25 protein-coding genes and 1 pseudogene are annotated in these 26795 nt (G+C 71.6%); 17 read left to right on the top strand and 9 right to left on the bottom strand.

Features of this window, described 5'->3' with window-relative positions:
- Positions 1 to 68: 68 nt before the first annotated feature.
- The 5 genes from ACFZAX_RS00210 (at position 69) to ACFZAX_RS00190 (ending at position 4021) form a co-directional block, all read left to right on the top strand.
- Positions 69 to 380 carry a helix-turn-helix domain-containing protein gene (locus ACFZAX_RS00210; RefSeq protein WP_390958370.1) on the top strand — a complete coding sequence of 104 codons (312 nt, stop codon included), beginning with the start codon at positions 69 to 71 and terminating at the stop codon, positions 378 to 380.
- 157 nt (positions 381 to 537) lie between these two features.
- Entirely contained in the window at positions 538 to 1047 is a 510-nt protein-coding gene (gene uraD / locus ACFZAX_RS00205) for a 2-oxo-4-hydroxy-4-carboxy-5-ureidoimidazoline decarboxylase (protein ID WP_390957529.1), read from the top strand.
- 5 nt (positions 1048 to 1052) lie between these two features.
- A complete protein-coding gene (gene uraH / locus ACFZAX_RS00200; RefSeq protein WP_390958367.1) occupies positions 1053 to 1436 on the top strand; it encodes a hydroxyisourate hydrolase in 384 nt (127 codons plus the stop codon).
- 166 nt (positions 1437 to 1602) lie between these two features.
- The gene (gene pucL, locus ACFZAX_RS00195; protein ID WP_390957527.1) at positions 1603 to 2571 is read left to right on the top strand and encodes a factor-independent urate hydroxylase; all 969 of its coding nucleotides are present in this window, start codon (positions 1603 to 1605) and stop codon (positions 2569 to 2571) included.
- A gap of 61 nt (positions 2572 to 2632) precedes the next feature.
- Positions 2633 to 4021 carry an 8-oxoguanine deaminase gene (locus ACFZAX_RS00190; protein ID WP_390957526.1) on the top strand — a complete coding sequence of 463 codons (1389 nt, stop codon included), beginning with the start codon at positions 2633 to 2635 and terminating at the stop codon, positions 4019 to 4021.
- A 64-nt stretch (positions 4022 to 4085) separates the two neighbouring features.
- On the opposite strand, the gene ACFZAX_RS00185 is transcribed toward ACFZAX_RS00190, so the two are convergent.
- Positions 4086 to 4922 carry a chitosanase gene (locus ACFZAX_RS00185; RefSeq protein ID WP_390958366.1) on the bottom strand — a complete coding sequence of 279 codons (837 nt, stop codon included), beginning with the start codon at positions 4920 to 4922 and terminating at the stop codon, positions 4086 to 4088.
- Between the two features lie 242 nt (positions 4923 to 5164).
- Between ACFZAX_RS00185 and ACFZAX_RS00180 the strand changes: the two are divergent.
- Positions 5165 to 5260 (top strand): annotated as a pseudogene (locus tag ACFZAX_RS00180) (dehydrogenase); the annotation flags it as partial.
- 59 nt (positions 5261 to 5319) lie between these two features.
- On the opposite strand, the gene ACFZAX_RS00175 reads toward ACFZAX_RS00180, so the two are convergent.
- Positions 5320 to 6147, bottom strand: coding sequence for a chitosanase (locus tag ACFZAX_RS00175; RefSeq protein ID WP_390957524.1), 828 nt, complete (start codon positions 6145 to 6147; stop codon positions 5320 to 5322).
- A gap of 65 nt (positions 6148 to 6212) precedes the next feature.
- Between ACFZAX_RS00175 and ACFZAX_RS00170 the strand changes: the two genes are divergently transcribed.
- On the top strand, positions 6213 to 6896 hold the full coding sequence (locus tag ACFZAX_RS00170; protein WP_390957522.1) for an alpha/beta fold hydrolase: 684 nt from the start codon (positions 6213 to 6215) through the stop codon (positions 6894 to 6896).
- Positions 6897 to 6986: 90 nt separating this feature from the next.
- On the opposite strand, the gene argG is transcribed toward ACFZAX_RS00170, so the two are convergent.
- Positions 6987 to 8432 (bottom strand): argininosuccinate synthase, encoded by a 1446-nt coding sequence (gene argG, locus ACFZAX_RS00165; protein ID WP_390957520.1) that lies wholly within the window; start codon positions 8430 to 8432, stop codon positions 6987 to 6989.
- 279 nt (positions 8433 to 8711) lie between these two features.
- On the opposite strand from argG, the gene ACFZAX_RS00160 reads away from it, so the two are divergent.
- The 5 genes from ACFZAX_RS00160 (at position 8712) to ACFZAX_RS00140 (ending at position 15594) form a co-directional block, all read left to right on the top strand.
- On the top strand, positions 8712 to 9146 hold the full coding sequence (locus ACFZAX_RS00160) for a hypothetical protein (RefSeq protein ID WP_390957518.1): 435 nt from the start codon (positions 8712 to 8714) through the stop codon (positions 9144 to 9146).
- 222 nt (positions 9147 to 9368) lie between these two features.
- Entirely contained in the window at positions 9369 to 10376 is a 1008-nt protein-coding gene (locus tag ACFZAX_RS00155; protein WP_390957517.1) for a fibronectin type III domain-containing protein, read from the top strand.
- A 203-nt stretch (positions 10377 to 10579) separates the two neighbouring features.
- Positions 10580 to 11938 (top strand): M20/M25/M40 family metallo-hydrolase, encoded by a 1359-nt coding sequence (locus tag ACFZAX_RS00150; RefSeq protein WP_390957515.1) that lies wholly within the window; start codon positions 10580 to 10582, stop codon positions 11936 to 11938.
- On the top strand, positions 11935 to 13470 hold the full coding sequence (locus tag ACFZAX_RS00145) for a YfcC family protein (RefSeq protein ID WP_390957514.1): 1536 nt from the start codon (positions 11935 to 11937) through the stop codon (positions 13468 to 13470). Before ACFZAX_RS00150 ends, ACFZAX_RS00145 begins: the two co-directional genes overlap by 4 nt.
- Positions 13471 to 13863: 393 nt before the next feature.
- The gene (locus ACFZAX_RS00140) at positions 13864 to 15594 is read left to right on the top strand and encodes an FG-GAP-like repeat-containing protein (RefSeq protein WP_390957512.1); all 1731 of its coding nucleotides are present in this window, start codon (positions 13864 to 13866) and stop codon (positions 15592 to 15594) included.
- Positions 15595 to 16018: 424 nt separating this feature from the next.
- Here ACFZAX_RS00140 and aceB read toward each other — a convergent pair whose 3' ends face one another.
- The gene (aceB, locus tag ACFZAX_RS00135; protein WP_390957510.1) at positions 16019 to 17638 is read right to left on the bottom strand and encodes a malate synthase A; all 1620 of its coding nucleotides are present in this window, start codon (positions 17636 to 17638) and stop codon (positions 16019 to 16021) included.
- A 276-nt stretch (positions 17639 to 17914) separates the two neighbouring features.
- On the opposite strand from aceB, the gene ACFZAX_RS00130 reads away from it, so the two are divergent.
- On the top strand, positions 17915 to 18811 hold the full coding sequence (locus ACFZAX_RS00130) for a hypothetical protein (RefSeq protein ID WP_390957507.1): 897 nt from the start codon (positions 17915 to 17917) through the stop codon (positions 18809 to 18811).
- A gap of 61 nt (positions 18812 to 18872) precedes the next feature.
- Here the strand turns inward: ACFZAX_RS00130 and ACFZAX_RS00125 are convergent, their stop codons facing one another.
- Complete coding sequence (locus ACFZAX_RS00125; protein ID WP_390957505.1) at positions 18873 to 19484, bottom strand: NTP transferase domain-containing protein; 612 nt, start codon at positions 19482 to 19484, stop codon at positions 18873 to 18875.
- Positions 19485 to 19684: 200 nt separating this feature from the next.
- Between ACFZAX_RS00125 and ACFZAX_RS00120 the strand changes: the two genes are divergently transcribed.
- Positions 19685 to 19999 (top strand): DUF5955 family protein, encoded by a 315-nt coding sequence (locus ACFZAX_RS00120; RefSeq protein ID WP_390957503.1) that lies wholly within the window; start codon positions 19685 to 19687, stop codon positions 19997 to 19999.
- Between the two features lie 154 nt (positions 20000 to 20153).
- On the opposite strand, the gene ACFZAX_RS00115 is transcribed toward ACFZAX_RS00120, so the two are convergent.
- Entirely contained in the window at positions 20154 to 20945 is a 792-nt protein-coding gene (locus ACFZAX_RS00115; RefSeq protein ID WP_390957502.1) for an IclR family transcriptional regulator C-terminal domain-containing protein, read from the bottom strand.
- A gap of 371 nt (positions 20946 to 21316) precedes the next feature.
- Between ACFZAX_RS00115 and allB the strand changes: the two genes are divergently transcribed.
- A complete protein-coding gene (allB, locus tag ACFZAX_RS00110; RefSeq protein ID WP_390957500.1) occupies positions 21317 to 22699 on the top strand; it encodes an allantoinase AllB in 1383 nt (460 codons plus the stop codon).
- Positions 22696 to 23844: an allantoicase gene (gene alc / locus ACFZAX_RS00105; protein ID WP_390957499.1), complete on the top strand. Its 1149-nt coding sequence runs from the start codon at positions 22696 to 22698 to the stop codon at positions 23842 to 23844. Before allB ends, alc begins: the two co-directional genes overlap by 4 nt.
- Here alc and ACFZAX_RS00100 read toward each other — a convergent pair.
- On the bottom strand, positions 23814 to 24203 hold the full coding sequence (locus ACFZAX_RS00100; protein WP_390957496.1) for a DUF2750 domain-containing protein: 390 nt from the start codon (positions 24201 to 24203) through the stop codon (positions 23814 to 23816). The two genes, alc and ACFZAX_RS00100, sit on opposite strands and share 31 nt — an antisense overlap.
- A gap of 206 nt (positions 24204 to 24409) precedes the next feature.
- On the opposite strand from ACFZAX_RS00100, the gene ACFZAX_RS00095 reads away from it, so the two are divergent.
- On the top strand, positions 24410 to 24739 hold the full coding sequence (locus tag ACFZAX_RS00095) for an antibiotic biosynthesis monooxygenase (protein WP_390957494.1): 330 nt from the start codon (positions 24410 to 24412) through the stop codon (positions 24737 to 24739).
- A 131-nt stretch (positions 24740 to 24870) separates the two neighbouring features.
- Here ACFZAX_RS00095 and ACFZAX_RS00090 read toward each other — a convergent pair whose 3' ends face one another.
- Together ACFZAX_RS00090 and ACFZAX_RS00085 are read right to left on the bottom strand one after the other, a co-directional pair.
- Complete coding sequence (locus tag ACFZAX_RS00090; RefSeq protein ID WP_390957492.1) at positions 24871 to 25851, bottom strand: DUF2804 family protein; 981 nt, start codon at positions 25849 to 25851, stop codon at positions 24871 to 24873.
- An 83-nt stretch (positions 25852 to 25934) separates the two neighbouring features.
- Positions 25935 to 26765 (bottom strand): aldo/keto reductase, encoded by an 831-nt coding sequence (locus tag ACFZAX_RS00085; RefSeq protein ID WP_390957491.1) that lies wholly within the window; start codon positions 26763 to 26765, stop codon positions 25935 to 25937.
- Positions 26766 to 26795: the final 30 nt, after the last annotated feature.

Here is a 26795-nt window from a genome sequence, read left to right as displayed (position 1 = left end):
CTCCCGCCCCCGAGCGCCTCGCCCCCGACCACCCCCTGGTCGCTGCCGTGAAACCGCTGGCGGACGCGATGGGCGCCGAACTGCTGGACGTCGGGCGGGCGCGGCCGGACGACGTGGTGCTCGCGTGGGAGGGCCGGGACGTCCTGGCCGTACGGCTGCCGCAGCTCTCGGAATCCCTGGACCACATCCTCTCCGCGATGGAGCGGACGTACGGCGGGCCGCTGGCCGGACTGGACCGCCGGGCCAAGCAGACCGTGGTCCGCACCCTGGAGGCCCGGGGCGCGTTCGCCGTACGGCACGGGGTGGAGACGGTGGCGAGCGCCCTCGGGGTCAGCCGCTTCACCGTGTACAACTACCTCAACCGCGAGAAGGGAGCCTGAGGGCCGGAGGGAGCTGCTCACGGCACGCGAAGGCCGCACCCCGACGCCGACAGGCCAATTTCAACAAACTGTTGACGAGAAGTCGGAAGGGGGCGTTAGCTGTTCGCAGCCCGCACGGCGCCCAGCACGCAACAGCGACGAACAGCGCGGAGGCTCCGTGACGTCGAGTTCCTCATCGGGCCTGGCCCGGTTCAACGCCCTGGCGCACGACGAAGTCGCCGACGTACTGCACGCGATCTGCTCCAGCGGTGCCTGGGGCGCCGCCCTTCTCGCGCGGCACCCCTTCGCCACCGCGGACGACCTGCTCACCGCGAGCGACGCGGCCACCGCCGCGCTGTCCGCGGACGACCTGGCCGAGGCGATGGCCGGTCATCCGCCGATCGGGCGGCCCGCGCCCGGCGATCCCGTCTCCGGGCGGGAACAGCGGGGGATGGCGGGCGCCTCCGACGCCCTCCGGGCCGAGATGCTCGAACTGAACCTGGCCTACCAGGAGCGCTTCGGTCATGTCTTTCTGATCTGCGCCACGGGGGCGACCGCGGAACAGATGCGCGACGCGCTGCGGACCCGTACGGGGAACACGCCCGACCGGGAGAGCGCGATCGTGCGCACCGAGCTGGGCAAGATCAACCGTATCCGGCTGACCCGCCTCCTGACCGAAGGGGAGTGACGGTCCTGAGTACCGACACCACCACCGCCACGGTGTCCACGCACGTCCTGGACACCAGCCTCGGCCGTCCCGCGGCCTCCGTCCCCGTCCGCCTGGCCACCCGCTCCGACGCCACCGCCGGGTGGACGCCGCTCGGCGGCTCGGTGACGGACGCGGACGGCCGCTGCGCGGATCTGCCCGCCCTGCCCGAGGGGGCGGTCCAGGTGCGGCTCGACTTCGACACCGAGGCGTACTTCGCCCCGGGGGCGGAGGGCCCGGCCGCTCCGCCCGCCGAGGGCGAAACGTTCTTTCCGGAGGTGGCGATCACCTTCGCCGTCCGCCCCGGCGAGCACCACCATGTACCCCTGCTGCTCAGCCCGTTCGGCTACTCCGTCTACCGGGGCAGCTGAGGGCCCTCCAGCCCGCGGTCACCCCGTCGCCGACGTGAACACCCCCGCGGCGGGGCGGCTCGCCGTACCCGTACGCATCCCGCCCGAACCACGCCCTGTCCGTACGCCCCCGGGCCCGCACCCCTGACGGCGCCGCTTCCGCTTCCCGCAGAAAGGTCCGGCACCCATGACCACCTCCGCCCAGCAGCCCCCCGAGGCCACCGCCCCCCGGCCGCGCACCGTGGTGCTCGGCCAGAACCAGTACGGCAAGGCCGAGAACCGGGTCGTCAAGATCGTGCGCGAGGGCACCACCCACCACATCAAGGACCTGAACGTCTCGGTCTCCCTCTCCGGCGACCTGGACGAGGTCCACATCTCCGGCGACAACGCCCACGTCCTGCCGACCGACACCATGAAGAACACGGTGTACGCGTTCGCCAAGGAGCACGGCATCGACTCCGCCGAGCAGTTCGGCATCCACCTCGCCCGGCACTTCGTCCGCTCCCAGCCCGCGATCGCCCGGGCGCGCGTGCGCATCGAGGAGTACGCCTGGGAACGCATCGAGGACCCCGGTGCCATCGGCCCGGACACCCCGCGCCACTCCTTCGTACGGAAGGGGCAGGAGGTCCGCACCACGCAGATCCGCTACGACGGCGAGCGCTGGGAGGTGATCTCCGGCGTGAAGGACCTCACCGTCCTGAACTCCACCGACTCCGAGTTCTGGGGCTACGCGAAGGACCGGTACACCACCCTCAAGGAGGCGTACGACCGCATCCTCGCCACCGACGTCTCGGCCCGGTGGCGGTACAACTGGGCGGAAGAAGCAGAGGAGATGCCCCGCTGGGAGGAGTCCTGGGAGCAGGCCCGCGCCCATCTGCTCCGGGCGTTCGCCGAGACCTACTCCCTCTCCCTCCAGCAGACGCTCCATCAGATGGGCACCCGGGTCATCGAAAACCGCGCCGAGATCGACGAGATCCGCTTCTCGCTGCCGAACAAGCACCACTTCCTGGTCGACCTGGAGCCGTTCGGACTCGACAACGCCTCCGGGGACGGTGCCGTCTACCTTGCCGCCGACCGCCCCTACGGACTGATCGAGGCCACCGTCCTGCGCGAAGGCGCCGAGCAGTCGATCCCGGCGGACCTCACCAACCTCTGAGCAGTGGCGGATGTGCCGAGCAACACCAGTTGCCCGCACCAGACTTACCTAAGGAAGCACGATGACCGATCCGGCAGGGGCCCAGCGCCTCGTCATCGAGAACTGCGCGGTCGCCACCATCGACGCGCACGACACCGAGTACGCCGACGGCCATGTCGTCGTCGCGGGCGACCGCATCGAGTCCGTCGGTGCGGGCCGCGCCCCCGAGGGGCTGGCGAACGTGGCCCGCCGTATCGACGGCACCGGTCACCTGGTCACCCCCGGGCTCGTCAACACCCACCACCACTTCTACCAGTGGATCACCCGGGGCCTGGCCACCGACCACAATCTCTTCGACTGGCTCGTCGCGCTCTACCCGACGTGGGCCCGCATCGACGAACCCATGGTCCGCGCGGCGGCGCAGGGTTCACTGGCGATGATGGCGCGCGGCGGCGTCACCACCGCGACGGACCACCACTACGTCTTTCCCCGTGGCTCCGGCGACCTGGCCGGGGCGATCATCGGCGCCGCCCGGGACATGGGCGTCAGGTTCACGCTCGCCCGCGGCTCCATGGACCGCGGTCAGAAGGACGGCGGACTCCCGCCGGACTTCGCGGTGGAGACCCTCGACGGCGCGCTCGAAGCCACCGCCGCCACGGTCGACGCCCACCACGACCCGTCGTTCGGCGCGATGACGCAAGTGGCCGTCGCGCCCTGTTCCCCCTTCTCGGTGTCCACCGAACTGATGCGGCAGGGAGCGGAGTTGGCTCGTGCCAAGGGGGTGCGGCTGCACACCCACGGCTCGGAGACCGTGGAGGAGGAGCAGTTCTGCAAGGAGCTGTTCGGGATGGGACCGACGGACTACTTCGAGTCCACCGGCTGGCTCGGCGACGACGTGTGGATGGCCCACTGCGTCCACATGAACGACTCCGACATCGCCGCGTTCGCGCGTACCGGCACGGGCGTCGCGCACTGCCCCTCCTCCAACGCCCGTCTCGCCGCCGGGATCGCCCGGGTGCCGGACATGCTCGCGGCCGGCGTCCCGGTCGGCCTCGGCGTCGACGGCACCGCCTCGAACGAGTCCGGCGAACTCCACACCGAACTCCGCAACGCCGTCCTCGTCAATCGTCTCGGGCCGCACCGGGAACGGGCGCTGACGGCACGTCAGTCGTTGCGGCTCGGTACGTACGGCGGGGCACGGGTGCTCGGCCGTGCCGACCAGATCGGTTCCCTCGAAGCCGGGAAGCTCGCCGACCTCGTGCTCTGGCGGATGGACACCCTCGCCCACGCCTCCATCGCCGACCCGGTCGCGGCGCTCGTCCTCGGAGCGGCGGCGCCCGTCACCCTGTCGCTCGTCGGCGGCAGGCCGGTCGTGGAGAACGGCCGCCTGACGACCGTGGACGAGGACGCCGTCGCCGTCGCCACCCGCGACGAGGCCAGGCGCCTCGCACGACTCGTCGCAAGGGGCTGACCTCCCTCGCGCGCCCCCGTCCGGCCGGGCCCGACTCCCGGCCGGACGGGCGGCTGACGCGGCGTCAGCCGATGTGGTAACTGTCCCCGTACACCTTCCAGTCGAGCGGCGGGTTCAGGCCGAGGTTGCCGTTCCGCAGGAAGACCCGCTGCGCCGTGTCCACCCGGCTGGTGTCGGAGTGGGCCTCCTCCTGCCGCATGGCCCACACGCGGGCGTCGAGGTAGGCGGTCAGGTAGACCGTCTCGTCGCCACCCTTCGACGGCGGCTGGGCCGAGGCGAGCGCTCTCCTGCGGATGGCGCCGAAGCTCGCGCTGTCGTCACCCTCGCCGTGCATGACGAGCGCGTCGTAGTACGCGAACTGGCCGAGCGCGCCGAGCCCGTCGGCCTTGGCCTGCTTCACGGCCGGGTCGAAGTACACCCGGTCGCGTTCGTCGTCCTGCGCCTCGCGGAAGACCGGGTCGTTCAGCGCTGCCTTCTCCCAGGCGGCGGTGAACCGGGAGCCGAGACCCTCGTGCGAGTCGGTGCCGTCGACCTCGCGCAGCGCGGGCAGGAACGGCGCGAGGAGGTTGCCCGGGGCGCGCTCGGTGTAGAGCTCCACCACCCCCAGCATGTCGCCGGTGCCGGAGCAGAAGCCGACGATCCCGCCGGTGTAGCCACGGCCGTCGCCGATGTCCTCGATGTACTTGTACTGATCCCGCCACTCCAGGGACGAGTTCTCCGCGCTGGAGACCAGCTGCATGGCGATCTCCTTCTTCGCCGGATCGTCCAGCCCCACCGCGGCGGCCGCCCCGACCGGCCGGAATGCTTCGTGACGCATCGCCACCTCCTGGGTCGGAGAGTCTGCCAGGGCGGTGGCCGGGGCGACGGTGAGGGCGAGTCCGAGGGCGGTGGCGACGGCCACCGAAGGGAGTGCGGTACGGCGGCCGGTGGCCGCGCGACGGGCCCGGGCGGCCGGACCGGGGGAGGCGTCGCGGCTGCGGAACGCGGCATCGGCCTGGGGGTGAGGCACCTGTCCTCCAACGAAAGACGCGTTGATCGTTTGCTCTGTCCGCGCTTCCTATCAGGCATGTCGCACCTCACCGGCGTCCCGTTCCGGACGGAGCGCCATGTCACCCGCCCGGGTCAGGGCGGCCGGTCACCGGACAGGGCGCGGCGATCGCCATCAGGCTCGCGCCCCTGCCGGACGACGGCGGCCCGGCCGGTAAGTTCTTCGAGGACGCCGGCGAAGTCCCCTGGTGACGTCCACGGCGCCCGTCAGCGCTGCAGACGCCCGGCGCACCGAGGCGGTCCGGGCCGGTTCAGCCGTCGATCCGGAAGCTCTCCCCGTACACCTTCCAGCGCAGCGGGGTCTCCAGCTGGAGCTTGCCCTCGGTCACGAACCGGCGCTGGGCGGTCTCTATCCGACTGGTGTCGGTGTGCGAGGGCTCCTTGGCGATGGCGGCCACCCGGGCGTCGAGGAAGGCGTTGAGGTAGGTCTCCTCGTCGCCGCCCTCGGCCGGGGTGTCGGCGGCGGCGCGGGCCTGGCGGCGGATGGAGGAGAAGCCGACCGTGCCCTCGGTGTCGCCGGCGCCGTGCATGACGTACGCGTCGTAGTAGATGAACTGGCCCAGGGCGCTGAGCCCGTCCTTCTCGGCCCGGTCGACCGCCGGGTCGAAGTACGCCTCGTCCAGCACCTCGTCCTGCGCGGCGCGGAAGGCGGAGTCCTTCGCCGACGTGGCCCACGCCTCGGTGAACGGCGCGCCGAGACCGGCGTGCGAGGGGGTTCCGTCGACCGCCCGCAGGGCCGGGACGAACCGGGCGAGGGCGTTGCCGGGGCGGGCCCCGGTGTACCGCTCCACCACGTCGAGCATGTCGCCGGTGCCGGAGCAGAACCCGATGATGCCGCCGGTGTAACCGCGGCCGTCGTGGATGTCCTCGATGTACTTGTACTGGTCCTGCCAGTCCAGTGTGGAGTTCTCCGCGCTGGAGACGAGCTCCATGGCGATCCGCTTCTTCGCCGGGTCGTCGAGCCCCTTCTCGGGTTTCTCGTCCGCACCGGAGCAGGCGGTCAGCAGGGCGGTGGCCAGCAGGGCGACGGAGAGGGTCGCGAGTGAGCGGTGGGCGGCGGGCCGGGCGGTGCGGTTCACCCCGTAAGCCTGCCAGGCCGGGGTGCGGGCATGTCACGCCGCCCACCGGCTGTAGCGTCAGGGGTATGGAAGATCAGTCTGTTGTGGATGTCGGCGATGTGCGGCTGGCGTACCGGACGTGGGGCGACCCCTTCGGCTCGCCGGTCGTCCTCCTGCACGGTCTCGGCGGTTCGTCCGCCGACTGGGAGGCGACCGGCTCCCTGCTCGGCGCCGAGTGGCGGGTGTACGCCCTCGATCTGCGCGGGCACGGTGAGAGCGACTGGCCGGACGAGTACGCGTTCGAGCAGATGCGGGACGACGTGGTCGGCTTCCTCGACGAGTGCGAGCTCGACCGGGTCGGCCTGGTGGGCCACGGCATGGGCGGCTCGGTCGCCCTGCTGCTGGCGGAGGAGCACGCCGACCGGGTGGAACGGCTCGTCCTGGTGGAGACCCCCGCGCCCTTCCCCGGCGACCCGGGACCGGCCGGGCGGGCCGAGGGACCGATCGACTACGACGAGAACGCCGTACCCGAGGTCCACGCACAGCTGGCCGAGCCCGACCCGGAGTGGGCGGAGGCGCTGGGCGAGATCGTCGCACCCACGATGATCATCGCCGGCGGGCCCGAGAGCTCCCTGCCGCAGGCACTCCTGCCGGAGGTGGCGTCGCGCATCCCCGACTGCCGTCTGATCACCGTGCCCGGCGGGCACCGGATGCACGAGACCCGCGCCGACCAGGTCGCGCAGCAGATCAGCGAGTTCTTCACCAGCTGACCCGGCGGCCGGCGTCCCGCACGGTGGCCCGACGCGAGAGGGAGGCCCGGCGAACCCGCCGGGCCTCCCTCCGCTCACGTGGTGCGGCCGTCAGTCGGCACCGAACTCCATGGCGGCGCTGTCGAGCAGCTTGTCGCCGCCCGGGGCCTCGCCGCGCGAGGCGATCTCCTGGGCGTTGCCCTCGGGCATCGCGCCGATCAGCGGCGTCGACGTGGCCTGCGCGCCGATCAACGCCTGGTGGGAGCTGCCGACCATGCCGATGGCGGCGTACTGCTCCAGCTTGGCGCGGGAGTCGGCGATGTCGAGGTTGCGCATGGTCAGCTGACCGATGCGGTCCACCGGCCCGAAGGCCGAGTCCTCGGTGCGCTCCATGGAGAGCTTGTCCGGGTGGTAGCTGAACGCCGGTCCGGAGGTGTTCAGGACCGAGTAGTCCTCACCGCGCCGCAGCCGCAGGGTCACCTCGCCGGTGACGGCCATGCCGACCCACCGCTGGAGGGACTCGCGGATCATCAGCGCCTGCGGGTCCAGCCAGCGGCCCTCGTACATCAGGCGGCCGAGGCGGCGGCCCTCGTTGTGGTAGGTGGCGAGGGTGTCCTCGTTGTGGATCGCGTTGACCAGGCGCTCGTAGCACGCGTGGAGCAGGGCCATGCCCGGCGCCTCGTAGATGCCGCGGCTCTTGGCCTCGATGATCCGGTTCTCGATCTGGTCGGACATGCCCAGGCCGTGCCGGCCGCCGATGGCGTTGGCCTCCAGCACCAGGTCGACGGCGGAGGCGAACTCCTTGCCGTTGATGGTCACCGGGCGGCCCTGCTCGAAGCCGACGGTGACGTCCTCGGTCTCGATCTCGACGGACGGGTCCCAGAACCGCACGCCCATGATCGGGTCGACGCTCTCCAGGCCGGTGTCGAGGTGCTCGAGGGTCTTGGCCTCGTGCGTGGCGCCCCAGATGTTGGCGTCGGTGGAGTACGCCTTCTCCGTGCTGTCCCGGTAGGGCAGTCCGTGGGCGAGCAGCCACTCGGACATCTCCTTGCGACCACCGAGCTCGGTGACGAAGTCGGCGTCCAGCCAGGGCTTGTAGATGCGCAGCGACGGGTTGGCCAGCAGGCCGTAGCGGTAGAACCGCTCGATGTCGTTGCCCTTGAAGGTGGAGCCGTCGCCCCAGATCTGGACGTCGTCCTCCAGCATGGCGCGCACGAGCATGGTGCCCGTGACCGCCCGGCCGAGCGGGGTGGTGTTGAAGTACGCGCGCCCGCCGGAACGGATGTGGAAGGCCCCGCAGGTCAGCGCGGCGAGCCCTTCCTCGACGAGGGCGGCCCGGCAGTCGACCAGCCGGGCGATCTCCGCCCCGTAGGCGTGGGCGCGTCCGGGCACGGAGGCGATGTCGGGTTCGTCGTACTGGCCGATGTCGGCGGTGTACGTGCACGGCGCCGCGCCCTTGTCGCGCATCCACGCGACCGCGACGGAGGTGTCGAGACCGCCCGAGAAGGCGATGCCGACGCGTTCCCCGACGGGCAGAGAGGTCATTACCTTAGACATAGGAAAAGTATGCACTTCGATGCATGTTCATGCAACCCGGTCGGTCGAGTCGTGGCTCACTCGGTGCACTCGATGGAGTCACGGCGAGCAAGGCGTCACCAAAAACTCCTTGGAGTGACCATCTCATCACGCAAGGTTACCGGTGTCGGCCGGGGGTAGGTCTCGCGTCGCCCCCGGGTGTCCCCTCGGCTCCCGCCGACGGGGTGAGGCGCCAGGGGGCGGAAGTGGAAGCCACCTCGTACCCGCCTCTTCGGGGCGGGAGATCCAGGGAGACCGCTCATGGCAGTACGGAAGACCGCCCCGACCCTGCTGGCCGCAGCGACGCTCGTCGCCGGCTCGCTTCTCGGGCTGACGGGACCGGCGTCGGCCTCCGCCCAGTCGGGCGAAGCCGTCCTCGCGGCGAAGGCGCTCGCGGGGGCCCGGCAGCACGCGGTGGAGTCGCCCGCCGTCGTGAAGTCCGCCGCCGCTGCGCTGTCCTGTTCCTACACCTACGTGTGCGGGCAGGGCTCCAACGGCAACAGCTTCGCCTACACCAAGTGCAACACCCTCTACCAGCTCCCCAACCTCACCGGCAGCGGCCCTCTCGTCAACAACCAGACCCCCGGCACCGTCGCCTACTTCTACGACAAGAACCAGAACTACCTCTTCTCCTCCACCGCCTATCAGTCGACGACGGTCAACTGGACTCCGGTCTGGTACGCCATCGCCTGCTGACGGGCCGCCCGGTGATCGCGGCGGGGTGCCCGTACGGCTCCGGGGCCGGTGGTCCGGGCGCTCCGCCGCGTCCGCCCGATCGTCAAGGCGGAATCCGGGGTTCCGTAACCACATCGGCGTGGCCCGGTGCAAGCCGGGGCGGTGCACATCCGAACATTGCGGAACGTTCCGCGCACCCCCCTTGTGAGCCGCCCGTACGTCGTGCCATACAGGTCTGGACCAATGCCCCGGACGAAAGGCGGCAGCGCCGTGCACCTTCCCCCCACGCGTGTCGTGTCGACCTGTTCCGCCGTACTCCTCCTCGCACTGCTCACCGGTTGCGGCGGCTCCGCCGCCGCAACCGACACCAAGGCGCCCACCACCCCGCAGGACGTGACCGCCCAGGTGAGCAGCTCCACCTCCGTGCACGTCATGTGGGAGCCGTCCACCGACGACAAGGCGGTCACCGGATACGAGGTCTACCGCGACGGCACCCCGGTGAAGACCGTTCCCGCGGCCAAGCACATGATCGACGTCGACGGGCTCACCGCCTCCACCGCCTACACCTTCACCGTCCGGGCCCGGGACGCGGCCGGCAACCTCTCCGCCGCCGGCCCCGGAGTACCGGCCACCACCCAGCCCACCCCGCCCGACGACCGGGCGGCGCCGACCGTCCCGGCAGCACTGCGTGCCACCGCCGTGGGCACCGACAGCGCGACCCTCGCCTGGAAGGCCTCCACGGACGACATCCGCGTCTCCTCCTACGACGTCTACCAGGAGGACTCCCGCATCCACAGCGTCTCCGGCACCGTGACCAGCGCCCGCCTCACCGGCCTGCGCCCCGGAACCGTCTACACCTTCACGGTCCGCGCCCGCGACACCTCGGACAAGTCCTCCGGCGACAGCCGTTCCATCGACGTCACCACCGACTCGGCCCCCGGCGCCCCCGCGAGCACCGCCCCCACCGGTCTGCGCACGGCGACGAAGGGCGGGCCCGGCGACTACGTCGTCGCACTCTCCTGGGACCAGCCGAAGGCGGGCGGGGAGATCCCCGCGTACGAGCTGTACCTCGACGGGAAGTTCACCACGACCGTCGTCTGGGGCGGTACGCCCCCGAAGGGCCGCGCCACCTACGAGCTGACGCTCACCGAACCGAAGGGAACCCGGCACTCCGTCAAGATCCGGGCCAAGCTCCCCGACGGCACGTGGGGCGACTTCTCGGCGCAGCGCACCCTCGTCCTCGGCGGCTGACGGGCGGGCCGACTCCGGCTGCGGCACCCGGCGGCGCGGACGCGCGGGAGCGCCCGCCCTGTGGTCCATTGATCCCTGGGGCATGTCCGCGCGAGCCCGGCACTCCGCGACGCCCCGCCGGGCGCACGGCGGGGACCGGCACGGACACGACCCGGAACCTCGGACGCGAGTACGCGAGTACATGAGGAACAGGGGTGTGCACCATGGACCTGAGCACCCGGGTCGACGCGCTGATGGACGGTCTGACCGCAGACGTTGAACGGTTGACGGCCATGGAGTCCATCGCCTTCCCCGGCTTCCCGCCCGGCCCCGTCCTGGAGGCCCACGACCTTCTGGTGGAACTGCTGCGAGGAGCCGGCGTCACACGGATCGACCGCCTCGACCTCCCCGACACCGCCCCGGTCATCGTGGCCGAGGTTCCGCCGCCCACCCCCGACGCGCCCACCGTCCTCCTCTACGGCCACTACGACGTCCAGCCGCCCGGCGACCCCGGCCTCTGGCGGTCGCCGCCCTTCGAGCCCACCCCCCTCGACGGCGGAACCGGCCTCAGAGGCCGGGGCGTCGCCGACGACAAGGCGAACGTCATCGTCCACCTCGGCGTGCTGCGGGCCTTCGGCGGCGTTCCCCCGGTCGGGCTGAAGATCGTCCTGGAGGGGCAGGAGGAGTACGGCAGCGCCTTCGACGAGTACCCGCCCACCGACCCGGACCGCTTCGCCTGCGACGCCATGGTCATCGCCGACCTCGGCAACATCCGCCCCGGCAGCCCCACCCTCACCACGGGACTGCGGGGCGCGGCGGAGGTCGTGGTCGAAGTCCGCACCCTCGCCGAGCCCGGGCACAGCGGCGAGTTCGGCGGAGCCGCCCCCGACGCCCTGCTGGCACTGCTCGCGGCGCTCTCCACCCTGCACGACGTGCACGGCGACGTGGCGGTGGAGGGTCTGCGGCGCGAGAAGTGGACCGGCACCACCTTCACCGAGGAGGAGTTCCGCTCGCTGGCCGGGGTGCTGGACGGGGTGCCGCTGACCGGATCCGGCAGCCTCGGCGAACGGCTCTGGAGCGGACCGGCCCTCACCGTCATCGGGATCGACGCCCCGGGCGTCGACCACGCGGCCTCGGCCGTCGTGCCCTACGCGCGCGCCAAGCTGAACCTCCGGTTCCACCCGCTGCAGGACCCGCGAGAGGCACGCGGGCTCCTCGTCACCCACCTGGAGGCACTCCGCCCGTTCGGTATCGCGCTGACCGTCACCGCCGGAGACACCGGCCCCGGCTTCGAGGCCCGCACCGACGGCCCGGCCTACCGCGCGGCCCTCACCGCCCTGCGCGAAGGGTGGGGCGAGGAGCCCGCGTACATCGCCGGCGGCGGCTCCATCCCCCTGGTGAACGGGCTGGCCGGAGTCGCGCCCGGTGCGGAGGTGCTGCTTTTCGGAGCCCAGGACAGCATGTGCAACCTGCATGCCCCGAACGAACGCGTCCTCCTCTCCGAGCTCAGGTCGGCGGTGATCGCCGAGGCCGCCTTCCTGCGGGAGTTCGCGGCCGGCCACCGGGTCGGAGGCGCGGCGTGAGCACCCAGGTGACGGGCGACGGTGCCACTCCCGGCGAGGATCACCCGGAGAAGCGGAAGTTCACCTTCCCGAGCGCGCTGACGATCCTCGCCCTGGTGACCCTCGCCGTCTGGGCCGTCGCCTTCCTCATCCCCTCGGGGGCGTACGACCGCGACGCCGAAGGCGCCCCCGTCCAGGGCACCTACCACCGGGTCCCCTCCGACCAGAGCTTCCTGGACCGGCTCGACGACCTCTTCCTCTCGCCCGTCAACGGCCTCTACGGAATCCAGGACACGAAGACCGGCCGGGTCGGGCCCGATCTGACCGGCGAGCTGTACGGCAGTGCGGGCGTCTTCCTCTTCGTCATCGCGATCGGCGCGTTCATCACCGTCGTCTTCGCCACCGGGGCCCTCGACCGGGGCATCGGCCGCCTCGCCCACCGGCTGCGCGAGCGCGGCGCGCTGCTCATCGCCGGCGTCATGGTGGTCTTCTCGCTGCTCGGCACGGTGGAGGGCTTCGCCGAGGAGACCCTCGGCTTCTACGGACTGATCGTCCCGCTGATGCTCGCACTCGGCTACGACCGCATGGTCGCGACCGGCACGATCATCCTCGGCGCCGGCATCGGCGTGCTCTGCTCCACCGTCAACCCGTTCGCCACCGGCGTCGCCTCGTCCGCCGCCGACATCTCCCTCGGCGACGGCATCGTGCTGCGCGGCGTCATGTGGATCGTCCTGACGGCCGTGACCATCGCCTACGTCGTCCGGTACGCCTCCCGGGTCCGCAGGAACCCCGCACGCTCCCTCTCCGGCTTCCTGCCCGGCGACCGCGAGCAGTCGGCGGCGGAGACCGATGAACCACCTCCGCTGACCCCGCTGCACCAGATCGTCCTGGTCCTGGTCGGACTCACCTTCGCCTTCATGATCTTCTCCGTGGTGCCGTGGTCCAGCGCCATCAGCGGGGACGCCGACGCCACTGCGTACGGCTTCGAGCTCGGCTGGTCCTTCCCGCAGCTGGCCGCGCTCTTCGTCGTCGCCGCAGTGATCGTCGGCGTGGTCGCCCGGTTCGGCGAACAGCGCCTGAGCGCGACGATCGTGCAGGGCGCGGCGGACTTCATCTCACCCGCGCTCGTCATCGTGCTGGCGCGGGGGGTCACCGTCATCATGAACAACTCGCGGATCACCGACACGGTGCTGCACTCCATCGAGGGAGCGGTGTCCGGGGTCTCGTCCGGCCTCTTCGCCGTCGTCGTGTTCATCGTCAACCTGCCGCTGGCCTTCCTGATCCCCTCCACCTCCGGGCACGCCACTCTCGCCATGCCGATCCTCGCGCCCCTCGCCGACTTCGCGGGCGTCTCGCGCGCCGTGGTGGTCACCGCCTGGCAGGCGGCGAGCGGCTGGATGAACCTCTGGGTGCCGACGACCGCCGTCACCATCGGCGGAATCGCGCTGGCGAAGATCGGCTACGACAGGTACCTGCGCTTCGTCTGGCCGCTGCTGGCGATCCTGGCCGTGCTCATCTGCGGATTCGTCGCGCTGGGCGCGGTGTGGACCTGACGGGTCCCGACACGGGCGATCCACGGATGTTTCACCCGGTGTCCCCGCGTCCCTCACCACTCGTTCACGGCTGCTTCTCCGGCCGATGCCGGATCAAGGACGTATCAGTAATCGGGGCGGGTCGGACAACGGACTTGCCTGGCGGGCCCTTCTGGGGATAGATCTACATCACGACCCTGGGGAGGGGCGCCACCGCTGGTGGGGGGATTCTGTTCCGTCATGCCGTGCGCCGGTGTCATGACCGACACCGAAGGCACGTCGACGACGCCTTACATCCGTACCGCACACGCGTGAGCCGGCTCCGGCACGCGCGCCGCTCTCCGTGGAGTCGTCTTTTCCACAGGAGGCAGAATGCCCAACCCCGCAATACCCGGGTCCCGGCGGACCCGGAAGATGGCCACATCGGCAGCGGTCGTCTGCGCCGGTCTGCTGGTCAGCGGTTCGATGACGATCACCGCACACGCGGCCGGGAACGACGACGCGACCCCGGGCACGGTGACCCTGCCGCAGAGCGCGTTCACGAAGCCCACCCTCACCATCCCGGGCCGCGAGAACGCCGTGGCCCCCGCGCCCAGCAACCGGATGGCCCGTTCCGCGGTCGTCGCCACGGCTGCCCAGCGTGCCGACTTCGACAGTGACGGCACCGGCGACCTCGCCTACCGCTTGGACGCGGGAGACGTCTACACCGACTGGGGATACGGCGCCACCGATGCCCTCTCCGGTGTGAACGGCCAGGTCAAGGACCTGCTGCTGCCGGGCGACATGACCGGCGACGGCAAGCCCGACGTGCTGACGGTGACGCCCACCGGTTCGCTCCGGCTCCACAGCGGCGCCAACGCGACCAGCGAGAACGGCCTGAGCTCGTACACCACGCTCAGCAGCGGCTGGCAGGCGTACAACAAGCTCGTCGTCCCCGGTGACCTCAACCACGACGGCGCACCCGACCTGCTCGCACGCAGCACCGACGGACTGTTCCTGTTCCCGGGCACGGGCAAGAACTTCGGCAAGGGCATCAAGGTCGGCGGCTCCGGCTGGAGCCAGTTCGACCAGCTGGTCGGCGCGGACGACCTCACCGGCGACGGTGTGGCCGACCTGGTGGCACGCAACTCCACCGGGCTCTTCGTGTATCCGGGCAACGGCAAGGCCAACGCCTACCCGTTCAAGACCCAGATCAAGATCGGCGGCACCGGCTGGCTGCAGTACAACCAGCTGACCGGTGGTACCGACTACAACGGCAACGGCACCGCCGACCTCATGGCGCGTGGCTACGACGGCAAGCTGTACTTCTACGACGGCAAGGGCACCGGGTTCTTCAAGGACCGTCTGTCCTCCGGGTCCGGCTGGGCCGGGATCACCCAGCTGGCCGGGGCCGGCAACATGGCGGCATGGGGCAAGTCCGGCATCTTCGCCCGGACCAGCAACGGCACGCTGTACTACTACCAGGGCACCGGACTCGGGAAGCTCTCGGCGAAGTACCTCGAAGGCACGGGCTGGACCCGCTCCGCCGTGCGCCTCGCACACAGCGTCGCGCTCCGGTCCGACGGGTGGTCCACCCTGATCGCGCAGACCACCTACGACGGCCACCTGTACAACGCGTTCTCCGACAGCGACGACTACCTGGCTGCCGGCTCGAAGTCGTACAACCTGGTCGTCGGCCCCGGCGACCTGAACGGTGACGGCAAGAGCGACCTGATCGCCCGCAGCTCCACCGCCCTGTACTTCTACGCCGGCAACGGCGACGGTCTCTCCCTCAAGGGCCGTGTCCAGGTCGGCGGCAGCGGCTGGAGCCAGTACAACAAGCTGGTCGGCGCCGGTGACTTCAACCGCGACGGCCGTGCGGACCTCATCGCCCGCAGCTCCGCCGGGCTGTTCTTCTACCCCGGCACCGGCAAGGCGGCCACGCCGTTCGGCGCCCGTGTCCAGGTCGGCGGCAGCGGCTGGAGCCAGTACTCCAACCTGGCCTCCCCCGGCGACATCAACGGTGACGGCATCAGCGACCTCCTGGCGTCCAACTCCAAGGGCCAGCTGTTCTTCTACGCGGGCACCGGAGTCACCAAGACCCCGTTCAAGGCCCGCGTCCAGATCGGCAACGGGGGCTGGAACCAGTACCCCGACCTGGGCTGATCACCGACCCACCCGTGGTGCCCTGAGCACCGCAACCCGTCCGCCCGGCTCCCCGCACACCAGCGGGGAGCCGGGCGGACGGCGTTCTCCCGCCGGGTGCGCGGGCCCGGGGTACGTGGTGGGCGGCTCACGCGCGTGCGGTTGCCGCGATGAGGGGTGCCCAGGCGTCCGGGGCCAGGGTGAGGACGGGCCCGGCGAGCTGCTTGGAGTGCGGGAGTTCGCCATGCGATCCACCTCGACACCGCGCGGGACCCGCCTGTCCCGCCGTCTCGTGTCGCTCCGGCTCCACGAGTGGGGCCACCCTCGGGGCACCGGCGCGTCCTGTCCCGCTCGGGTGCGCCCGGCAAGACGGTGTGGGCAGAGCTCCGGAGCGGGGCGGCGGACGGGCCGCCCGCCGCCCCGGTGGCCCTGGGTGCGGACGAGCTCAGCGCAGCTGCTCGTACGCGGGCAGGGTGAGGAAGTCCGTGTAGTCCGTGTCCAGTGCCACCTGGAGCAGCAGGTCGTGGGCCTGCTGCCAACGGCCGGACGCGAACGCCTCCTCGCCGATCTCGGCGCGTACGGCGTCGAGTTCCTCGGCGGCGACCTCGCGGGCCAGGTCGGCGGTGGCGTGTTCGCCGTTCTCGAAGACCACGTCCGCGTTGATCCACTGCCAGATCTGCGAGCGGGAGATCTCCGCCGTGGCCGCGTCCTCCATGAGCCCGAAGATGGCCACGGCGCCCGTGCCGCGCAGCCACGCCTCGATGTAGCGGATGCCGACCGCGACGGCGTTGCGCCAACCGTCGTACGTGGGACGGGCGTCCAGGCTGTCGACGGCGATCAGGTCGCCCGCCGCCACCGAGACGTCCTCGCGGAGCCGGTCCTTCTGGTTCGGCTTCTCGCCGAGCACCGCGTCGAAGGAGGCGAGGGCGATCGGGACCAGGTCCGGGTGGGCGACCCAGGAGCCGTCGAAGCCGTCGGCCGCCTCGCGGTCCTTGTCCGCCTTCACCTTCTCGAACGCGACCTTGTTGGCCTCGGCGTCCCGGCGTGAGGGGATGAAGGCCGCCATCCCGCCGATGGCGTGCGCTCCGCGCTTGTGACAGGTGCGGACGAGGAGTTCGGTGTACGCGCGCATGAACGGGGCGGTCATCGTGACGGCGTTGCGGTCCGGCAGGACGAACTTCGTACCGCCGTCACGGAAGTTCTTGACGATGGAGAAGAGGTAGTCCCAGCGGCCCGCGTTGAGTCCGGAGGCGTGGTCGCGCAACTCGTAGAGGATCTCCTCCATTTCGTAGGCGGCGGTGATCGTCTCGATGAGGACGGTGGCGCGGACCGTGCCCTGCGGGATGCCGATGTACTCCTGGGCGAAGACGAAGACGTCGTTCCAGAGGCGGGCCTCCAGGTGGGACTCGGTCTTCGGGAGGTAGAAGTACGGGCCCTTGCCGAGGCGGAGCAGCCGCTCTGCGTTGTGGAAGAAGTACAGGCCGAAGTCGACCAGCGCGCCGGGGACCGGGGCTCCGTCGAGCTGGAGGTGGCGCTCGTCCAGGTGCCAGCCGCGCGGGCGGGTGACGACGGTCGCCAGCTCCTCGGCGGGCCGCAGGGCGTACGTCTTCCCGGACTTCGGGTCGGTGAAGTCGATGCGGCGCTCGTAGGCGTCGATCAGGTTGAGCTGCCCGAGGACGACGTTCTCCCAGGTCGGGGCCGAGGCGTCCTCGAAGTCGGCGAGCCAGATCCGGGCGCCGGAGTTGAGTGCGTTGACCGTCATCTTCCGGTCGGTCGGCCCGGTGATCTCCACCCGGCGGTCGTCCAGCGCCGACGGAGCGGGCGCCACCCGCCAGGAGTCGTCGGCGCGGACATCGGCCGTTCCCGGCAGGAAGTCCAGGGTTGAGGTGCGGGCGATCTCCGCCCGGCGCTCCGCCCGGCGGGCCAGGAGCTCATCGCGGCGGGGCGCGAACCGCCGGTGCAGCTCGGCCACGAACGCGAGGGCCGCGTCGGTCAGCACCTCCTCCTGCCGGGGCAGGGCCTCGGCGTCGACGACGACCAGCGGGGACGGCACCGGTGCGGACATGAGCGGTCACTCCTTCGGGGGCGGGCGGGGCCTGCGGGGTCGTGACGACCCACGGGCTTCTGCTCAGCGGATAGTAGTTTCCTCATCGTGGAAGCTCAACGGTTCCCGGGTGTGGCGAGCCGCTGGGGCGACGGGGTGTCGGCGTCCGAGGGGCGCGTCCGGTGCCCGTCCGCTCGGGCGGAGTCCCGGGCGCCGGGGTGCCCGATAATCTCCTTGCCGCGGCCTTCCCCGCCCGTCGCGGCTCCGGTGGCGTTCGGCGGGACGGAGCGACTGAGGGTGAACAGGACGATGGCGACGGACGTGGTGGCCGAATCGACAGTCACGGACCCGGACAGCGGGCTGTTGCTGGTTCCGGCCGGCGAGGTCGAATTCTCGCTCGGTACGGGGCTGTGGGACGACGCGGCCGACACCTACCGGACGTTCGTGCAACGCAGCCTGGTAGGAGGCTGGGAGAAGAGCGTCGTCAGGGCGGCGGTCGCGGGGCGATCGGAGAAGCAGGACCTCGCTCCCGTGCTGGTGCAGCTCGTCCCCCGGCCGGACAACGAGTACAACCCGAAGGCGATCAGTGTGGCCGCCCCGCCCTCCCTCGGGGGCACGGACCAGGAGCGGCACCTGGGCTACATGTACGACCGGAACCTGGTGTCGCTCGGCGGCCCGCTGCGGAGCCTCGCCCTGGTGTCGGGCCGGCCGGTCGGCTGCCACGCGCTGGTCGAAGTGGACGAGGTGGACGACGAGTGGGACGACCTGGACGCGGAATTCGACGCCACGCCGCGTGTCCGCGGTGAGAAGAAGACGTATACGGTCATGTCGCTGCGGCTCAGGCTGCCTTGGTGGGAGGACCTCCAGGCCATGACGGTCGGGTACGCCCGGTCGGTGCGGCCCGATCTGATCCTGCCCTTCGTCGGCCACTGGGCGGCTTACGCCCCGGGTGCCCATGCCGAACTCCTCGACCGGGCCGGGCAGAAGGAGTTCGCGGTCGCCCTCCGCGTGGTGGACGACCGGCTCGTCGCCTTCCACGAGGACCTTGAGCTGGCCGTCCTCGCTCCGTCCTCGCGCGACTTCTTCGACCGGACCCTGCGGCGGGTGAAGGAACTGGGAGGCGAGGCGCAGGCCTTCGCCGAAGAGCACGGCGGGGCGCTGAAGGTGTTCGTCGAGAACGACGCACCGGTCTGACCGGGGCCCCACCGGTGTCCGGACACCGGTCCGGCCGGGCGGCGGACGGGTGCCCCGCCCGTCAGGGTCCCGCCAACCGCCCCAGGTCCTCCGGCGTGTCGATGTCGTACGGCTCCGCCACGTCCCCGCACTCGACCAGCGTGACTGCCTCCCGGTGCTCCCGCAGGTAGGCACGCGCCCCCCGGTCGCCGGTGGCGGTCGCGGACACCCCCGCCCAGTGGCCGGCGCCGAGGAGTACCGGATGCCCGCGCGACCCGCCGTACGAGGCCGCCGCCAGGCTCGCCCGGGAGGTGGCGGCCTCGCGGACCCGGGAGACCGCCTCGGGGCCGATGCCCGGCTGGTCGACGAGGAGGACGAGCGCCGCGTCCGCCCCGGTGCCCGCGAGTGCGGCGAGACCCGTGCGCAGTGAACCGCCCATGCCCTGGCGCCACTCCGGGTTGACCACCACCGTGCCGCCCGCGAGCGCGCTCCTCGCCCGCACCTCGTCGGCTGCGGCGCCCAGCACCACCACGATCCGGCCGCAGCCGCCGTCGCGCAGTGAGCGAATCGCGTGTTCGATCAGCGGGCGGCCCCGGTAGGCCAGGAGCGCCTTGGGTCGCCCGCCGAGGCGGCGGCCACCTCCGGCGGCGAGCAGTACCCCGGTGACCAGGGGGTTCTCAGAAACTGGAGCCATGCGTCCTGGATACCACCGACACGCCGTCGAGCGGGTCGCACACACGAAAGCCGTGTCACTCTCAGGGGTAACCCTGATTTCCGGTCACGGAGTGGCGCCGACCACCTCCGATGGCGTTAACTTGCCTCCACTCCGGAGCACTTGACCACGCCCCGGAGCGCAAAAGACCTACGGCACGAAGGCGTGCGAGGGGGAGTGCATTGTTGCGAAGTGTGGGGCAGAAGCGGGTGACCGGGAGCAGCGAGGACCCCAGGGTCTCGGAGTTGCGGACAGCGGTGACCCGGCTCCGTCGCGAGCTGGCCGGGCATCCCGCGGAATTCTCCGACCGGGGGATCGCGGAGGAGGAGCTGGCCGCGCTGGACGCCATGGCGTCCAGCGGGGTGCCGGAGATTCGCCGGCTCCGCCGTTCCCTGCTGCTGATCGCGGGATCGATCGGCTCGGTCAGCGCCCTGGCGCCCGGCCTCCGGGCGGTACGCAACGCGGTGGACCTCTTCGGGGAGCCGCCGCGCGGATGACGCGCCGGGTGGTGTCCGGCAGGTCGAGGACCCGACGGTCCCGGTCCACCGGCCGACCACCTCGCGGCCCGGGGCCGGTGTCCCGGGACCGCACGAGGGAGGGGCGGCAGGCATCATGCCTGCCGCCCCTCCCTCGTGTCGGTGGCGCGCACGCTCAACCGCCCGCCGCGAGCACCTCGGAGAGATCCTTCGCCGTCTGCTGGAGAATCGGCACGATCCGTTGCGTCGCCGCTTCCGTGACCCGTCCGGCCGGACCCGAGATGGAGATCGCGGCGGCGGTGGGGGAGTCGGGCACGGCGACAGCCAGACACCGCACCCCGATCTCCTGCTCGTTGTCGTCGACGGCGTAACCGGCCTGGCGGACCTGCTCCAGCGCCTCCAGGAACCCGTCCGCAGTGGTGATCGTCCTGTCGGTGGCGGCGGGCATCCCGGTGCGCGCCAGCAGCGCGCGTACCTCCTCCGGAGACGCGTGCGCCAGCAGCGCCTTGCCGACGCCCGTGGAGTGCGGCAGCACCCGGCGGCCCACCTCGGTGAACATCCGCATCGAGTGCTTCGAGGGCGCCTGCGCGACGTACACCACCTCGTCGCCGTCGAGCAGCGCCATGTTCGCGGTCTCGCCCGTCTCCTCCACCAGGTGCTGGAGGTAGGGCCGCGCCCAGGTGCCGAGCAGCCGGGACGCCGACTCTCCCAGGCGGATGAGCCGGGGGCCAAGGGCGTAGCGGCGGTTGGGCTGCTGGCGTACGTACCCGCAGAGCACCAGGGTGCGCATCAGGCGGTGGATGGTGGGCAGCGGCAGCCCGCTGGTCGTGGAGAGTTCGCTCAGGCCCACCTCGCCCCCGGCGTCCGCCATCCGCTCCAGCAGGTCGAAGGCGCGCTCCAGGGACTGCACCCCACCGCTGGAACCGGCGGTCTTGGAGTCGGAAGTGCTGGCGTCGGACGGCGGCACGTCAACGTTCCTTTCGAAGCGGGAGGCGAGGTTGCAGCGTACCGGGACGGTCGCGGTCCGCGCACTGCTCGTGGCACCACGTATCTGCCGGTCAGAGGGGTCTTCACGGCTGCCGAGGACGGGTCCGGGGAGGCAGGCGCGGGCGTCGGCCGGCTCTGCGCGCATTCCGGATTCCGGAAGGCCGATTCTGTTTCACGGAAGTTTCCGCATGCTTGCGTGGGCTCTCCCGACGGGATCGGTGCGGGGTGCCGGGGGGACGGAGGGGGCTTGACGGAGGGGAAACCCGCGTGAAGACTCCTTCAACAGTTCGTTGAAATCGCTGAGATGTCCCGGCACGAGCGGAGCGAGGAGCACGGGTGTTCGGTGCGGATGTGAGGAAAGACCTGAACGCCGACAGGGACGAGGACGGGCGCGCGCACACTGGTCTGCTCCTGCGCTCGACCCGTGTCGTCACCCCCACCGGGACCCGCCCCGCCGCGGTCGCCGTCTCCGGCGGAAGGATCGAGGCGGTCCTCCCGTACGACACCCCTGCCGACCCGGACGTCCGGCTGGAGGACCTCGGCGACCGGGCCCTCCTCCCCGGCCTCGTGGACACGCACGTGCACGTCAACGATCCGGGGCGCACCGAGTGGGAGGGGTTCTGGACCGCCACCCGGGCGGCGGCGGCCGGGGGCATCACCACCCTCCTCGACATGCCGCTCAACTCCCTTCCCCCGACCACCACCGTCGGGAACCTGAGGACCAAGCAGCGGGTCGCGGCCCCCAAGGCGCATGTGGACACCGGCTTCTGGGGCGGTGCGATCCCGGCGAACGCCAAGGATCTGCGCCCGCTCCACGAGGCCGGCGTCTTCGGGTTCAAGTGCTTCCTCTCCCCGTCCGGCGTCGAGGAGTTCCCGCACCTGGACCAGGAGGGGCTGGGGCGCTCGCTGGCAGAGATCGCGGGGTTCGGCGGGCTGCTCATCGTCCACGCCGAGGACCCCGGGCACCTCGACACCGCCCCGCAGCGCAGCGGTCCCGCGTACGCCGACTTCCTCGCCTCGCGTCCCCGGGCCGCCGAGAACGCCGCGATCGAGGGGCTGATCGCCCACGCGAAACGGCTGGACGCCCGCGTCCACGTCCTGCACCTCTCGTCCGGCGACGCGCTGCCGCTCATCGCCGCCGCCCAACGCGAGGGCGTCCGCGTCACGGTGGAGTCCTGCCCGCACTTCCTCACCCTCACCGCCGAGGAAGTGCCGGACGGGGCGACCGAGTTCAAATGCTGTCCGCCCATCCGGGAAGCGGCCAACCAGGACGCGCTGTGGCAGGGGCTCGCCGACGGGGTCATCGGCTGCATCGTCTCCGACCACTCGCCGTGCACCACCGACCTCAAGACGCCCGACTTCGCCTCGGCGTGGGGCGGCATCTCCTCCCTCCAGCTGGGGCTGCCCGCCATCTGGACCGAGGCCCGCCGACGCGGTCATACGCTCGACGACGTGGCGCGCTGGATGTCCGCCGGCCCCGCCCTGCTCGCCGGGCTCGACCGGAAGGGCGCAATCGAACCCGGCCGCGACGCCGACTTCGCCGTACTCGACCCCGAGGCCGCCTTCACCGTCGACCCCGCGGAGCTCCACCACCGCAACCGGGTCACCGCCTACGCCGGCCGGACCCTCCACGGCGTCGTCACCTCGACCTGGCTGCGCGGCGAACGGATCGTCCACGACGGGGTGTTCACCGAGCCCTCCGGCCGCCTCCTCGAAAGGAACCACCGACCATGACGGAGTCCGTGCCGCCGCGCTGGACCGGAGACGCCCTCCCCTACACGGGAGGCGACCCGTACGCCGACTACCGCACCCCGGGCCCCGCCGGATTCCCCTTCGGCCACCTCGTGGACCTCGCCGGACGCCGGCTCGGCGCCGGGGTGATCGCCGCCAACGACGAGTTCTTCGCGGAACGGGAGAACCTGCTGAGCCCGGGCCCCGCCGTCTTCGACCCCGAACGGTTCGGGCACAAGGGCAAGATCATGGACGGCTGGGAGACCCGCCGCCGACGCGGTGTGAGCGCGGACCGCCCACACCCCGAGGACGACGACCACGACTGGGCACTGGTACGGCTCGGCGCCCCCGGCATCGTCCGCGGACTGGTCGTCGACACCGCCCACTTCCGCGGCAACTACCCCCGTGCCGTCTCCGTGGAGGCCACCGCGTTCCCGGGCTCGCCCTCGCCCGAGGAACTGCTGGCGCCGGACGTGACGTGGACGACGCTGGTGCCCCGTACGGAGATCGCCGGCCACGCCGCCAACGGCTTCACGGTCTCCGCCGAACAGCGCTTCACCCACCTCCGCGTCAACCAGCACCCCGACGGCGGCATCGCACGGCTCCGGGTCCACGGAGAGGTCGCCCCCGACCCCGCCTGGCTCAGCGCGCTCGGCACCTTCGACCTGCTGGCCCTGGAGAACGGCGGGCAGGTCGAGGACGCCTCGGACCGCTTCTACTCCCCGGCCACCAACAGCATCCAGCCCGGCCGTTCCCGGCAGATGGACGACGGCTGGGAGACCCGCCGCCGCCGGGACCGGGGCAACGACTGGATCCGCTACACACTGCCCGAGCAGGCGGAGATCCGCGCCGTGGAGATCGACACCGCCTACCTCAAGGGCAACGCGGCGGGCTGGGCGACGCTCTCGTTCCGCGACGAGGCGGACGAGGACGACGAGGCGTGGACCGAGTTCCTGCCCCGGACCCGTCTCCAGCCCGACACCAACCACCGCTTCGTCCTCAAGACCCCGGTCCGCGCCACCCGGGTGCGCATCGACATCTTCCCGGACGGCGGGATCTCCCGGCTGCGCCTCTTCGGCTCGCTCACCGAGACCGGAGCGCACCGGCTGGCGGCCCGTCACCCCGAGCTGGGCCAGGCCCGCGTGTGAGGCGTGTGCCGGTCTCCGTGCGCCGCCGCCGGCCGGTCGGAGACCTCTGCCGGGGTGAGGCTCCAGCCCACCAGGCGCGGCCCGCTCCAGTTGATTCCGATGACGAGTCCGTCCCGGGCGGCATCGGGCAGTACGCCGTCGCACCAGGTGTCCAAGGGCATCGACTCGACGCGGAGTCCGGGCCCCCAGATCTTCGCCGCCCTCTGGGCACGGGGCGAAGTCGACCAGAAGGGGAGACTCCGTGTGCCGTCCGCGGAGAGGTGGGTCGGGCTTCCGTCGTCATCCCGGACGAGCCGGACCACGCCGCTCCGGTGGACGTCCCGGAAGAACGCCGCCGCCTCAGCACCGCTCTGACTCATGACCATCGCTCCTCAGGGCAGTCCAGCCATCCGTGGCGGCTTTTGTGGCGCTCCCGGTCGAAGGCCGGGCAGCGCCGGGGGCCACCTGGGCCGGCCCGGTGTGCCCGAAAGGGTTGGTACGAGGTGGTATGCCACCCTGATCGCGGTGCCGTCCGGGCCTCCGGCGCCCGGTGGCGCGTCACCGCACGTCCCGACCAGGAGCAGCCATGATCTTCATCGCCGTCAAGTTCACCGTCCTCGTCGCCGAGCGCGACAACTGGCTCCCGGCGGTGGAGGAGTTCACCCTCGCCACCCGCTCCGAGCCGGGGAACCTCTTCTTCGACTGGTCGTACAGCGTGGAGAACCCCAACCAGTTCGTCCTGCTGGAAGCGTTCGCGTCGGCGGAGGCGGGCGAGGCACACGTGAAGTCCGCCCACTTCCAGGCCGCCGTCAAGACGATGTCGTCCCTGGTCGCCGAGGTTCCCGAGATCATCAACGTCGAGGTCCCCGGCGAAGGCTGGTCGCGGATGGCGGAGGTCACGCCGGTCAACCGCTGAGAGCCGCGCGGGGGCGGCGCGGTCCGTTACCGGCCCGGAACGGCCCCGGCCCGGAACGCCCCCGGCCCGGAACGGCCCCGGCCCGGAACGGCCCCGGCCCGGAACGGCCCCGGCCCGAAACGGCGTCGGTCCTACCATCGATTGCGTGCCTCCTCGGCCCAGCCGACCAGCCCGTCGAGATCCGTCCTCGTCCCGTCGTCGGTGAGAGCCCAGCCGCTGAAGGTGCCGAAGCACTGGTGGGTCTCGTTCGCGAGGACCCCCAGGTTCGTACGGGCGACCTTCTCGTGGAACGGACGGAACGACACGTCCACCCGTTCTCCGCCGATGTGCCACGGTCGCAGCCAGTCCGAGCGGTCGTAGCTCCAGCGCAGGTCCTCGCCGATCTTGTGCAGGCGGCCTTCGACGAACAGGGCGTTCTCCGTGGTGCCGGTACCGTCGGTCCACTTGCCGCCCAACTGGACCGCGCGCCCCGGAGCCGCTCCCGCCGCCCAGTTCCACGTGACCGCGTACGGCCACCTGCCCCGCCCGTGGTCCAGCACGGCGAACGACTCCGGGCCGCCCACCTCGTAGGTCCGCCCGTTGAGTGTCAGCGTGCCGTGCACCGGCCGGCCGACGTCCTTGACGGTGTACTGGAACCGCTTGCCGCTCCACGGCACGACCACGCCCAGCGATTCGTGCCCCGGGGGCAGGGGGACCTCCACGTCGAGGCGTACGCCCGGAGCCGCCGCACGGATCGTGGAGCCGTCCGGGGTCTGCGTGATCCCGATCTCCAGCTTGCCGCCGCGGACCGAGACCTCGCCCTCGCCGCTGCGGGCGGGCAGCACCGTGCCACGGGCCAGGGGTACCACCTCGTCCGTGCTGTGCTCGCGGCCGGACGCCCGGTCCAGCACGTAGAGGCCGTGCACGCCCGCGTAGTCCAGGGACGAGGCGACCAGGCCGATGATGTGGTCCGGCGTGACGACGCCCCAGTACTCCCAGCGCTTGCTCCGGCCCCAGCCGCGCAGGTTGGCGGTGTGCAGCGGGCGCCGCGTCCAGCCGACCGCCGCCGGGTTCAGCCGTCCGTCGGGACGGCAGAGGTCGACGGGGGATGTCAGCTCGGGTTCACGGGTCATCCGCGCAGGATAGGGCCAGCGGGCGGCCCGTTGGCCGGGAACCCGCACCGGCGCCCGGAGTGCGCACGGGTCCAGCCGACGGGTCAGAACTCCTCGTGGTCGTCCGGGTCGCCGCCGAACCGCTGCCGCTTCCCCGAGCCGATCCGGTCCAGTTGGTCCGGCGTCAGCTCGAAGCCGAACAGGTCCAGGTTCTCCCGCTGCCGGCCCGGGTCGGACGACTTGGGGATCGGCACCACCCCCAGCTGGGTGTGCCACCGCAGCACCACCTGACCGGGTGTCACCCCGTGTTCGCGGGCGATCGCCACGGTCTCCGGCGCCTCCAGCACCTCGCGGCCGCGCGCCAGCGGGCTCCAGGCCTCCGTCACGATGCCCTTCGCCGCGTGCACCTCCCTCAGCTCGTCCTGGGGGAGCAGCGGATGCAGCTCGATCTGGTTGACTGCGGGCACCACGCCGGTCTCCCGCTCCAGCCGGTCGAGCTGCGCGGGGGTGAAGTTCGAGACGCCGATGGAGCGGACGAGCCCGTCCTCGCGGAGTTTGATCATCGCCTTCCAGGTGTCCACGTACCTGTCCACGCGCGGCAGGGGCCAGTGGATGAGGTAGAGGTCCACGTACTCCACGTCGAGCGCCGCCCGCGACTCCTCGAAGGAGGCCAGCGTCTCCTCGTAGCCGTGGTGGCGGCCGGGCACCTTGGTGGTGACGGTGATCTCCTCGCGCGGCACCCCGCTGCGGGCGATGCCGCGTCCGGTGCCGCGCTCGTTGCCGTAGTTCTTCGCCGAGTCGACGAGCCGGTAGCCGAGGCCCAGCGCCCCGGCGACCGCCTTCTCCGCCTCCTCGTCGTCCAGCGGGTACGTGCCGAGACCGACCGCCGGGAGGGTGCGGTGATCCAGCAGGGGGAGCTGGGGGACGGTGCTCATGAGCGTCCTTTCCGTGATCTGCTCGTGCGT

This window comes from Streptomyces sp. NPDC008125 (assembly GCF_042957125.1).
Lineage (GTDB): Bacteria > Actinomycetota > Actinomycetes > Streptomycetales > Streptomycetaceae > Streptomyces.
Note: the sequence above shows the minus strand (reverse complement) of the source record. Positions and strands in the feature narration are given on the sequence as shown.

What these genes read in the sequence shown, in the direction of transcription:
- ACFZAX_RS00155 (WP_390957517.1), top strand. Translation starts at nt 9,369, where the DNA reads ATGCCCCGGACGAAAGGCGGCAGCGCCGTGCACCTTCCCCCCACGCGT.
- ACFZAX_RS00090 (WP_390957492.1), bottom strand. Translation starts at nt 25,851, where the DNA reads ATGACCCGTGAACCCGAGCTGACATCCCCCGTCGACCTCTGCCGTCCC.
- ACFZAX_RS00150 (WP_390957515.1), top strand. Translation starts at nt 10,580, where the DNA reads ATGGACCTGAGCACCCGGGTCGACGCGCTGATGGACGGTCTGACCGCA.
- aceB (WP_390957510.1), bottom strand. Translation starts at nt 17,638, where the DNA reads ATGTCCGCACCGGTGCCGTCCCCGCTGGTCGTCGTCGACGCCGAGGCC.
- ACFZAX_RS00095 (WP_390957494.1), top strand. Translation starts at nt 24,410, where the DNA reads ATGATCTTCATCGCCGTCAAGTTCACCGTCCTCGTCGCCGAGCGCGAC.
- ACFZAX_RS00170 (WP_390957522.1), top strand. Translation starts at nt 6,213, where the DNA reads ATGGAAGATCAGTCTGTTGTGGATGTCGGCGATGTGCGGCTGGCGTAC.
- ACFZAX_RS00085 (WP_390957491.1), bottom strand. Translation starts at nt 26,765, where the DNA reads ATGAGCACCGTCCCCCAGCTCCCCCTGCTGGATCACCGCACCCTCCCG.
- ACFZAX_RS00160 (WP_390957518.1), top strand. Translation starts at nt 8,712, where the DNA reads ATGGCAGTACGGAAGACCGCCCCGACCCTGCTGGCCGCAGCGACGCTC.
- ACFZAX_RS00210 (WP_390958370.1), top strand. Translation starts at nt 69, where the DNA reads ATGGGCGCCGAACTGCTGGACGTCGGGCGGGCGCGGCCGGACGACGTG.
- pucL (WP_390957527.1), top strand. Translation starts at nt 1,603, where the DNA reads ATGACCACCTCCGCCCAGCAGCCCCCCGAGGCCACCGCCCCCCGGCCG.
- alc (WP_390957499.1), top strand. Translation starts at nt 22,696, where the DNA reads ATGACGGAGTCCGTGCCGCCGCGCTGGACCGGAGACGCCCTCCCCTAC.
- ACFZAX_RS00125 (WP_390957505.1), bottom strand. Translation starts at nt 19,484, where the DNA reads ATGGCTCCAGTTTCTGAGAACCCCCTGGTCACCGGGGTACTGCTCGCC.
- ACFZAX_RS00140 (WP_390957512.1), top strand. Translation starts at nt 13,864, where the DNA reads ATGGCCACATCGGCAGCGGTCGTCTGCGCCGGTCTGCTGGTCAGCGGT.
- ACFZAX_RS00100 (WP_390957496.1), bottom strand. Translation starts at nt 24,203, where the DNA reads ATGAGTCAGAGCGGTGCTGAGGCGGCGGCGTTCTTCCGGGACGTCCAC.
- argG (WP_390957520.1), bottom strand. Translation starts at nt 8,432, where the DNA reads ATGTCTAAGGTAATGACCTCTCTGCCCGTCGGGGAACGCGTCGGCATC.
- ACFZAX_RS00190 (WP_390957526.1), top strand. Translation starts at nt 2,633, where the DNA reads ATGACCGATCCGGCAGGGGCCCAGCGCCTCGTCATCGAGAACTGCGCG.